Origin of the sequence: Mycobacterium sp. (assembly GCF_040509115.1) — a bacterium.
Classification (GTDB): Bacteria; Actinomycetota; Actinomycetes; order Mycobacteriales; family Mycobacteriaceae; genus Mycobacterium.
Map to the genome: position 1 here is coordinate 34,263 of NZ_JBEVLO010000375.1, position 10,590 is coordinate 44,852.

At 66.1% G+C, this 10,590-nt stretch carries 9 protein-coding genes; 3 read left to right on the forward strand and 6 right to left on the reverse strand.

What is annotated here, in order from left to right:
- The first annotated feature begins 114 nt into the window (after positions 1-114).
- Together ABW137_RS26055 and ABW137_RS26060 are read left to right on the forward strand one after the other, a co-directional pair.
- Positions 115-2,973, forward strand: a complete 2,859-nt coding sequence (locus ABW137_RS26055) for an MMPL/RND family transporter (RefSeq protein WP_526404350.1) — start codon at positions 115-117, stop codon at positions 2,971-2,973.
- 57 nt (positions 2,974-3,030) lie between these two features.
- Positions 3,031-4,296, forward strand: coding sequence for a low temperature requirement protein A (locus tag ABW137_RS26060; RefSeq protein ID WP_526404351.1), 1,266 nt, complete (start codon positions 3,031-3,033; stop codon positions 4,294-4,296).
- A 13-nt stretch (positions 4,297-4,309) separates the two neighbouring features.
- Here the strand turns inward: ABW137_RS26060 and ABW137_RS26065 are convergent, their stop codons facing one another.
- Positions 4,310-5,581, reverse strand: coding sequence for an MFS transporter (locus ABW137_RS26065; protein ID WP_526404352.1), 1,272 nt, complete (start codon positions 5,579-5,581; stop codon positions 4,310-4,312).
- A 159-nt stretch (positions 5,582-5,740) separates the two neighbouring features.
- Here ABW137_RS26065 and ABW137_RS26070 point away from each other — a divergent pair, with 159 nt between their 5' ends.
- Positions 5,741-6,475, forward strand: coding sequence for a MerR family transcriptional regulator (locus ABW137_RS26070; protein WP_526404353.1), 735 nt, complete (start codon positions 5,741-5,743; stop codon positions 6,473-6,475).
- Positions 6,476-6,479: 4 nt separating this feature from the next.
- Here ABW137_RS26070 and ABW137_RS26075 read toward each other — a convergent pair whose 3' ends face one another.
- From ABW137_RS26075 to ABW137_RS26095, 5 genes are all read right to left on the reverse strand, one after another.
- Positions 6,480-7,280, reverse strand: a complete 801-nt coding sequence (locus ABW137_RS26075; RefSeq protein WP_526404354.1) for an ABC transporter permease — start codon at positions 7,278-7,280, stop codon at positions 6,480-6,482.
- Complete coding sequence (locus ABW137_RS26080) at positions 7,280-8,059, reverse strand: ABC transporter permease (RefSeq protein WP_526404363.1); 780 nt, start codon at positions 8,057-8,059, stop codon at positions 7,280-7,282. Before ABW137_RS26080 ends, ABW137_RS26075 begins: the two co-directional genes overlap by 1 nt.
- An 89-nt stretch (positions 8,060-8,148) precedes the next feature.
- Entirely contained in the window at positions 8,149-9,321 is a 1,173-nt protein-coding gene (locus tag ABW137_RS26085) for an ABC transporter substrate-binding protein (RefSeq protein WP_526404355.1), read from the reverse strand.
- Between the two features lie 31 nt (positions 9,322-9,352).
- Positions 9,353-10,432, reverse strand: coding sequence for an ABC transporter ATP-binding protein (locus ABW137_RS26090; RefSeq protein ID WP_526404356.1), 1,080 nt, complete (start codon positions 10,430-10,432; stop codon positions 9,353-9,355).
- A gap of 55 nt (positions 10,433-10,487) precedes the next feature.
- Positions 10,488-10,590, reverse strand: a 103-nt coding sequence (locus ABW137_RS26095; protein ID WP_526404364.1) for a DUF3703 domain-containing protein, incomplete at its 5' end; no start/stop codon positions are given.

Consider the following 10,590-nt stretch of genomic DNA (forward strand, 5'->3'; position numbering starts at 1 on the left):
CGACGGCGCGCGTTCGCCGGTCCAATTGACAGCGGACAGTTATACGGCCTAAATGTATTCATCCAAAAGATGCCGGGTGGTTCGGCGCTGGCATGACGAGGGGGTGAGCGTCGGATGAGCGACACACAGCTCGCCCCGTCGAAGCTCGCCCGCTTGATCAGAGTGTTCGCGCTGCCGATCTTGCTCGGCTGGTTGGCGCTCATGATCGCCACCAACGTCCTGGTGCCCCAGCTGGAGGTGGTGGGCCAGCAGCACACCGTCTCGATGAACGCCAAGGACGCTCCGTCGATGATCTCGATGCAGCACATCGGCAGGACCTTCGACGAGTTCACCTCCGACAGCAACGCGATGATCATCCTGGAGGGTGAGCAGCCGCTCGGTGCTGACGCCCATCGGTACTACGACGAGATCGTCAAGAAGCTCGAGGCCGACAAGGCCCACGTCGAGCACATCCAGGACTTCTGGGGTGATCCGCTGACGGCGGCCGGCGCGCAGAGCAACGACGGCAAGTCGGCCTACGTCCAGGTCTATCTGCACGGCAACATGGGTGAGACCCTGGCCAACGAGTCCGCCGAAGCGGTTCGAGCGATCGTCGACGAGACCCAGGCGCCACCGGGGGTGACGGCCTATGTCACCGGCGGAGCGCCGTTGGTCGCCGACCAGCAGGATGCCGGCGACACCAGCATCATGATCGTCACGATCCTCACGATGGTGGTGATCGCGGTGATGCTCATCCTGGTGTACCGCTCGGTGGTCACGATGATCATGGTGCTGCTGATGGTGTTCGCCGAACTCGGCGCCGCCCGCGGGATCGTGGCCTTCCTCGGCTATCACGAGATCATCGGCCTCTCCACCTTCGCGACCAGCCTGCTGACCCTTCTGGTGATCGCCGCGGGTACCGACTACGCGATCTTCCTCATCGGCCGATATCAGGAGGCACGCGGCGCGGGAGAGGACAAGGAGTCCTCGTACTACTCGATGTTCCACGGGACCGCCCACGTCGTGCTGGGCAGCGGCCTGACCATCGCCGGGGCGATGCTCTGCCTCAGCTTCACGCGGCTGCCGTACTTCCAAACCCTTGGCGTGCCCTGCGCCGTCGGCACCCTGGTCGCCGTGCTCGCTGCCCTGTCCCTCGGGCCCGCGGTCATCGTGCTGGGTTCTCGCTTCGGATTGTTCGAACCGAAGCGCGCCATCCGGTCGCAGGGTTGGCGCAGGGTGGGCACCGTCGTCGTGCGGTGGCCCGGTCCGATCCTGGTCGCGACGATCGCGCTGGCCCTGGTCGGGCTGCTCGCGCTGCCGAGCTACCGGGCCAACTACAACGACCGCGAGTACCTGCCCACCGACATGCCCGCCAACGTCGGGTACCAGGTGGCCGACCGGCACTTCAATTCGGCGCGGATGAACCCCGAGCTGATGATGATCGAGAGCGATCACGACCTGCGCACGTCGGCCGACTTCCTGGTGATCGACAAGATCGCCAAGGCCATCTTTCGTACGCCCGGCATCTCCCGCGTCCAGACGATCACCCGGCCAGACGGCAAGCCCATCAAGCACTCGACGATCCCGTTCCAGATCAGCATGCAGGGCACCTCGTCGCAGATGAACCAGAAGTACCTGCAGGACACGTTCGCCAACCTGCTCACCCAGGCCAACGACATGCAGACCATGATCGACACCCTGACGCACATGCTGGCGCTGATGGACGAGCTCTCCGAGAACATCCACGAGATGACGGGCAAGATCACCGAGCTCACCAACACGGTCTACGAGCTGCGGGATCACATCGCCGACTTCGACGACTTCTTCCGGCCGCTGCGCGCGTATCTCTACTGGGAGCCGCACTGCTACGACATCCCGATGTGCTGGGCGGGGCGGGGCATCTTCGACACGCTGGACGGCATCGACGCGCTGAGCGACCAGATCGGTGGACTGGTCGACAACATCCAGCAGCTCGACGCGCTGACGCCCCAGTTGGCGGCGTCGCTGCGGCCCCAGCTGGAGCAGCTGAAGTCCGTCAAACAGATGCTGCTGAGGACGTATCAGACCCAGAAGGGCTTGCAGGACCAGCAGTCGGCGATGCAGGAGAACTCGTCGGCGATGGGCGACGCGTTCGACGCCGCGATGAACGACGACACGTTCTACCTGCCGCCGGAAATCTTCGACAACGCGGACTTCAAGCGGGGGATGAAGAACTTCATCTCCCCGGACGGGCACGCGGTGCGGTTCATCATCAGCCACGAGGGCGACCCCGCGAGCGCCGAGGGCATCTCGCACATCGACGCGATCAAGCAGGCCGCGAAGGAAGCCATCAAGGGCACGCCGCTGGAGGGCTCCAGCATCTATCTGGCAGGCACGGCGGCGACCTACAAGGACATGCGAGACGGCTCGTCCTATGACCTGATGATCGCCGGGATCTCGGCCGTCACCCTGATCTTCATCATCATGCTGATCATCACGCGGGCGATCGTGGCGGCGGCGGTGATCGTGGGCACCGTGGTGCTGTCGCTCGGTGCGTCGTTCGGGCTGTCGGTACTGCTGTGGCAACACCTCCTGGGTCTCGAGCTGCACTGGATGGTGCTGGCCATGTCGGTGATCCTGCTGCTCGCGGTGGGATCGGACTACAACCTGCTGCTGGTGTCCCGGTTCAAGGAGGAACTCCACGGCGGACTGAAGACCGGCATCATCCGCTCGATGGCGGGCACGGGCTCGGTGGTCACGTCGGCCGGGTTGGTCTTCGCCTTCACCATGGCCTCGTTCGCCGTCAGCGACCTCATCGTGATGGGGCAGGTCGGCACGACGATCTCGCTGGGCCTGCTGTTCGACACCCTCATCGTCCGCACGTTCATGACCCCGGCGGTCGCCGCGCTCATGGGCAAGTGGTTCTGGTGGCCACAGGTGGTCAGGTCGCGGGCGGCCAGCCGCCTGCACGGCCCGGTCGCGGGGGACCCCGTCGTCGTCGACACCAAGGCTTAGCGCAGCGGCTCGACCGACCGGTACGGTCGACTTCCTTCAGGAAGGGAGTTTCATCGGGTGACTGAGTCGGAGCCCCTGCAGCCCGTGGTGCGCGCACACCACCTCCGCAGGATGACGGGACGCGACCCCCACGAGCGCCACCGGGTGGCCACCCCACTGGAGCTGCTGTTCGACCTGACCTTCGTCATCGCGTTCGGGGTCTCCGCGTCGGAGTTGTCCCACGCCCTCGCGGCCGGACACGTGGGCGTCGGACTGGTCGGATTCCTGTTCGCGACGTTTTCGGCGTGCTGGGCGTGGATCAACTTCACCTGGTTCGCGTCGGCCTATGACACCGACGACTGGATCTACCGCGTCTTGACCATGGGGCAGATGGTCGGCGTCCTGGTGCTGGCGCTCGGCATCCCGCCCTTCTTCGCCTCGATCGAACACGGCGGCCATCTCGACAACGCCCTCATGGTCGCCGGCTACGTCGTGATGCGGGTCGCGATGGTGGCGCAGTGGCTGCGAGCGGCGCGGCAGGACCCCGAGCGCAAGCAGGCCAGCATGACGTACGCGACCGTCATCACCGTGGTCCAGGTCGGCTGGATCGTCTCGATCTTGCTGCCGCTGTCTGTGGTCACGGGGCTGGTGGTCTTCGCGCTGCTTGGGCTCGCCGAGATGGTCGGCCCGTGGCTCGCCGAGACCCGCAGGGGCGGCACGCCGTGGCACGCCCACCACATCGCCGAGCGGTACGGCCTGCTCGCGATCATCGCGCTCGGCGAGGGCGTCGTCGGCACGGTTGCGTCCCTGACCGCCGTCGTCAGTGAACACGGGTGGACGCCGGACGCCGTCATCCTCGCCGTCGCGGGCACCGGATTGACGTTCGGCATGTGGTGGATCTACTTCGCGGTGCCCGCAGCGGACCTGCTGCACTCCCACCGGGAGCGGTCCTTCCCATTCGGCTACCTGCACATCGCGGTGTACGGGGCGATCGTCGCGACCGGGGCGGGCCTGCACACCGCCGCCTACTACGTCGAGGAGCATTCGGAGCTTGGCGCCGTGGGCACCGTGCTGTCCGTGGCCATCCCCGTCGGTGCCTACATCGCACTGGTCTTCCTGCTCTACGGTCTGATGGTGAGGAGCTGGGACGCGTTTCACGTCGTGCTGCTGGTGCTGAGCGCAGGTGTGCTGGTGGCCGCCGTGGCGTCGGCGGCCGCAGGCGTTCCGATGACCGCGTGCCTGTTGATCGCCACCTTCGCGCCGTTCGTCAGCGTCGTCGGCTTCGAGATTCTGGGCCACCGGCACGCGCAGGAGGCGATCGCGGGAGGCAGCCACGACGACTGAGAGACCCAACGGATCAGCGCGGGGTCGCGTTCGGGTCGAACGTCTCGAGCAGCGAGCGTTCCTGCTCGGCCTTCATGAGTCGGCGTGCCTTCTTGCGGGTGATCAGGATCCCGACGACCGCGAGGATCCAGACCGCGTACTGCACGGTCCAGGCCAATCGGAACGAATCGAACGAGTAGCCGCCCGCCGCGTCGAGGATGACGCCCATCGCCTGCATCACCAACAGCGCAGCGATGAAGCCGCCCATGTTCACCATTCCCTGAGCGGTGCCGAGGACGGAGCTGGGATTGAACGTCCTGGCGAAGTCGAAGCCGACCATGGACCCGGGTCCGCCGATCGAGATCACCACGATGAGGACACCCAGCAGCCACAGTGGCGCCCGGCCGGGCAACGCCAGCACCACGGTCCACGCGATGGCGTTGCTCACGATGATGGACAGGACGATCCGCGACCGCCAGAGCGGGTAGCGGCCCGTGAAGATCCCGACGACGATGCCCGCCGAGATGGCGACGACGACGGAGACGGTCAGGAGTGCGCCCGCCACGCTCGTCGATTGCCCCTGGGCGACCGTGAGGTAGGGCACGCCCCACATCAGGCAGAACACCGTGACGGCGAACTGGCTACCCATGTGGGTGAAGAACCCGAGCCGCGTGCCGGGACGCAGCCACACGGCTTTGACGCTGGACAGCACGGCCCTCGCCGACAAGTTCTCGGACGCGACCACCCGGCCCCGCGGGGTGTCCTTGACCACCAGCATGACGACGACAGCTGCGATGACCCCGAACGCGGCGACCGACAGGTACGCGGTCGCCCAGCTGCTGGCGGTGAGGAGGGCGAGGAACGGCACGGCCGACAGCACCTGCCCAAGCTGACCGCAGATGCCCGTCAGCTGGGTCAGCAGCGGGACCCGCCGGGGCGGGAACCAGCGGGGCACCAGCCTCAGCACCGAGATGAACGTGAGGGCGTCGCCCAGCCCGACGATGGCCCGCGCCACGATCGCCAGCGGCAAGGACTCGGTCAGGGCGAGCATCAGTTGTCCGCCGGACATCAGGGTGGCGCCCGCGACGATCAGCGCCCGCGACCCGTACCTGTCCAGCAGCACGCCGGCAGGTACCTGCGCAGCGGCGTAGACGATCACCTGAAGCACCACGAACGTGGAAAGCACGCTGGGGCTGGCGTTGAATCGCTCGGCCGCATTCAGCCCTGACACGCCAAGAGTGGTGCGGTCGAGCACGGCGATGATGTAGGCCAACAGTCCGATCGTCCAGATGATCCACGCACGCACTCGGTGAATCGTTGCGTAAGTTGGCGCCTCTTGGCGAATCGGCCGAAAAACATGACGCGGATGTGTAAATCTCGCAAACATCGGGAACGGGCTACCATGGTTTAATGCATCGTTGCGGGCCGAGAGAATTCAGCACCGTGACCGGCCGTTTGGGGGAGCATGGGGTTGTCTGAGTATCGGCTCGACGAGCTGGCAACCCTGTCGGGCGTCAGTGCCCGCAACATTCGTGCCTATCGCGAGCGAGGTCTGCTCGATCCGCCGCGCCGAGAGGGGCGCTTAGCCCTCTACGACGACCACCATCTGTCGCAGTTGAGAACGATCAACGAGCTGCTCCGGAAGGGCTTCACCTCGGCACACATCGCCGAGTTCCTCGCGAGCACGCGCAACGGACACGATCTGGCGGGCATTCTGGGGCTGCAGCAGTCCATCTTCGGGGAGCGTCGGCACGGGGCCGTTGTCGCCGCCGGCGTCGACCCGGACGGCGACGAGGCCCGTCGACTGGTGCAGCACGGGCTGGCCGAGATCGTCGACGACGGGGTGACGTTGGTCGATCCGAACATCGCCGAGATCGTCGGGCGTGCGCCCGAACAGTTGCCCTACGTCCAGACCATCCTGCGCGTGGCCGACGGCATCGCGGACTTGCTCGACGAGCTCGCGGCCGCCGTGGTGCGGGCGTTGGAGGCCGGGCTCGCAGCACGGTTCGGCACGAATTACGTGCCGAAACCCGAGGACATGGTCGAACTGAGTCGGCTGGTCACCGACTACCGGGCGCTCGGCAGACGCGTGGTCGCCGATCAACTCGAGGACGCGCTACAACGCATCGTGGTCAACGCCGTATCCGACTACACCCCGGACACCGTGCCGGGTGGGCAGCGGGACCAGGCCTCGCCCTGAGCGTCTACACGCGTGCGGTGCCGGGGTCTCCTCCGAAGCGTTGAGCCAGCCACACTGGGATGATCGCGAGGATCGTCAAGGCCGCGGCGACCACGTTGATGACCGGAGCCTGGTTGGGACGGAAGAGGTTTCCGAAGATCCAGATCGGCAACGTCTGCACGGCCGGTCCCGCGGTGAACGTCGTGACCACGATCTCGTCGAAGCTCAGGGCGAAGGCCAGGATGGCTCCTGCCACCAGGGCGCCCCGCATCATCGGAAACGTCACGTACCGGAACGTCTGCCACGACGACGCCCCGAGGTCTGCCGAGGCATCTTCGAGATCCGTTCCGAGCCTGCGTAATCGGGCCTGGATGTTGTTGAAGACGATCACGATGCAGAAGGTGGCGTGTCCGACGATCACCGTCGCCAATCCCAGTGTCACGCCGAGCGTCGACGTGAAGGTGGCGTTGAGCGCGATGCCGGTGACGATGCCGGGCAAGGTGATCGGAAGAACGACGAGGAAGCTGATGGTGTTGCGACCGAAGAACTCGTAGCGCTGGACGGCGAAGGCGGCCATGGTGCCCAACACCAGCGCTATCACGGTGGCGCCGAGGCCCACCACTGCCGAATTCGCCAGCGACGTCCACATGCCGTCGTTGTTCCAGGCGTCGGCCCACCACCGCAGCGTGAACCCGGTCGGGGGGAAGGCGAACGTCCGCGACGAGTTGAACGCGTTGAGCACGACGAGAAGCAGTGGTGCGTAGAGGAATGTCAGCACCAGCACGGTCCACACTCGAACGACGCGGCGGGCCCCGGTCGATAGCATCAGACGTTCTCCAGGGCGCCGGTGCGTCGCATCGCGAGCAGATAGAGGATCACCGCGACGAGCGGAATGATCGAGAGTGCGGCCGCCAGCGGTTGGTTGTTGGCGGTGACCAATTGTCCGTAGATCACGTTGCCGAGCAGCTGTGTCTTGCCGCCGACGATCTGGACGGCGATGTAGTCACCGAGTGACAGCGAGAACGTGAAGATCGACCCGGCAGCGATACCAGGAAAGACCAACGGGGCGACCACCATTCGTAGCGTCGAGACGTCGGAGGCGCCCAGGTCCGAACTCGCGTCGATCAGATGGTTCGGCACGCGATCGAAGCTCGCGAACACGGGAATGATCATGTACGGCAACCACAGGTAGGTCAGCGTGATCACGGTGGCGGTCAGTCCGTATCCGGGGCTGTACCCGGTGACGGTCGACAGCGGCCCGTCGGGCGCCAGCATCACCCGCCAGGCATATGCCTTGACCAGATAACTGGCCCACAACGGAGTGGTGACGGCGACCAACAGCGCCACGCGCATTCGTGGCGAGGCGATCTTGGCCATGTACAGGCCGAGGGGGATGGCGAGCACCGCACAGATGACGGTGACCAGAACCGCGACCACGATCGTCCGCGCGGTGACGGTGCGGTACAGCTCGCCGGTCAGGACGTCGACGAAGTTGTCGCCGGTGACAGTCTGCACCACCCGGCCCGTGAATGAGTTGGTCGTCCAGAAGGCCGAGACCAGCAGCACGGCAAGCGAACCCAGGTACGCGACCACCAGCCACGCCATCGGTGGAATCAGAAGGAACGCCAGGGTCAGCCGTCGGAGCCGGCCCTGCTGTGACCGCCCCGTCTTGTCGACGACGGGAGCGGCTGTCGTCACCCCTTTATTTCCTGCCACTTCGTGGTCCACTCGTCGTAGGCCGTGCAGTTGTCGCCGCTACCGTCCACGCACTTCTTGGTCGGCGTCGTCCAGTAGTGGATCTTCTCGGCGTAGGCGGCGTCGGTGGCGTGGTAGACGTCGCAGAAGTCCTTCTGGGCGGTGAACTCGCACGCCTTGGTCTGGGCGGGCGCCTCTCCGAAGAACTCGGCGACCTGGGCGTTGACCTCCGGTGAGGTGATCCAGTCCATCCACTTGTACATGCAGTTGGGATGGGCCGCCTTCGCGGCGATCATCCAGGTGTCGGACCAGCCCGTCGACCCCTCCTTGGGGACGATGGCGTTGACCTGAACCTTGTTCTCGCCACCGATCGTGTTGGCGATCACCTGCCAGGTGGTGCCGATCACCGACGTGCCCGTCTCGAAGGCCTGCACCTCCTTGGTGTAGTCCGACCAGTACTCGCTGATGTTCTCCCGCTGCGCCTTGAGCAGTTCCACTGCGGCGTCGAGCTGTTCGGACGTCAGGGAGTACGGGTCCTTGATGCCCAGCTCGGGCTTCGACTTCGACAGGTAGAGCGCGGCGTCGGCAATGTAGATGGGTGAGTCGTACGCCGTCACCTTGCCCTTGTACTTGCTGCCCTCGTCGAACACGGCTCCCCAGGAATCCGGGGCGTCGGTGACGACTCCGACGTTGTACATCAAGAGGTTCGCGCCCCAGCCGTGGGGAATGCCGTACATCTGGCCGTCCACCGAGTTCCACGGCTTGTCCTTGAGGAACGGCGAGATGGTCTCGTAGTTGGGCACCAGGGAGGTGTTGACCGGTGCGACGTCCTCGCCGTAGATCAGCCGCAGCGTCGCGTCGCCGGATGCGGACACGCCGTCGTACTGTCCGGAGTGCATCAGCTGCACCATCTCGTCGGACGTGCCGCCGATCTTGACGTTGACCTTGCAGCCGGTCTTCTCGGTGAAGGGCTGCACCCAGGTGTCCTCGGCGTAGCCCGCCCACGCGATCAGGTTCAACTCGCCCTCGCCGTCGCCGACGGTGGAAAGGGGCTCGATCTTCGGCGGTGCCCCTGCTCCGGAGTCGTCGGCGCTGTCCGAACCGGAGCACGAGACGAGGAGGGCGGCACACGCGGCAAGGGTGACGCCGATGCGCAACGCTGAGAGATTCATGACGCTCCGTTCAATTCGGTTTCTGGTCAATTCAATTGGTGAGATCGTGCACGGCACTGTCGGCCCAGGCCAGGGTTATGGGCGTGCCGTGGCCCAGGTCGTCGGGCAGCGTGGCGGTGGCGTTCAGGACGGTGGCGGTGAGCGTGATTCCTGACGCGGCGATCGCGGCAACGCGGGTGGTGGGGCCTGCGTAGATCACCTCGGCGACCGTGGCGTCGACGGTGCGGGTTCCGGGTGCCGCCACGCCGCCGTGGGCCAGCACGGCGATCCGCTCCGGCCTCACGGCGAACATGCCGGACCGGCCGACCAGGGCCTCGGCGGCGTCGCCGTCGAGGACGTTGGAGGTTCCGACGAAGTCCGCGACGAAACGATTCACCGGGTTCTCGTAGACGTCGCGCGCCTTGCCCACCTGCTCGATGCGCCCCGCGTTGAAGACCGCCAGCCGGTCGCACAGTGTCAGGGCCTCGTCCTGGTCGTGCGTGACGATGACGAAGGTGATGCCCACTTCGCGCTGAATTGCCTTGAGCTCCACCTGCATCTGTTCGCGCAATTTGAGGTCGAGCGCGCCGAGCGGTTCATCGAGAAGCAGCACCCGGGGACGTCCGACCAGCGCGCGGGCCAGCGCCACGCGTTGCTGCTGACCGCCGGAGAGCTCGGCGGGCTTGCGGGCCTCGTAGCCGGCGAGCCGGACCATCTCGAGCGCTTCGGCGGCGCGGCGACGCCGTTCGGGCTTCCCGACACCGCGCACCCGCAGCCCGTACTCCACGTTCTGGGCGACGGTCATGTGCGGGAACAGCGCGTACTGCTGGAACACCGTGTTGGTGTCGCGCTGGGCGGGCGGGAGTGCGGTGACATCCTTGCCGGACAGCTTGATGGTGCCGGCCGTGGGTTGTTCGAATCCGGCGACCAACCGCAGCAGAGTCGTCTTGCCGGACCCGGAGGGCCCGAGAATCGCGAACAGCTCACCGTCGGCGACGGACAGGTCGGCGCCCTCGACGGCTACGACATCTCCTGGGAATTCCTTGCGGACCCCGATCAGCTCGATCTGCGGGACAGCGGCGGCGCGGTCGGACTCCGCGCCCTGCTGCGACGTGGCCGCTCCGGATGGCATGGACGAATCCTAGGAACAACAACGCGATACCGCAGTGGAGCGACGATATCGCCCCTCAGCGAGTGGCGGGCGCAGCCATCGCGGCGGCCAGGTCCGGCGGGACGGGCATCGGTGTCATCAGTCCGGCCGCCGTCCTGCCGGTGTTGCCTTCAGGATAG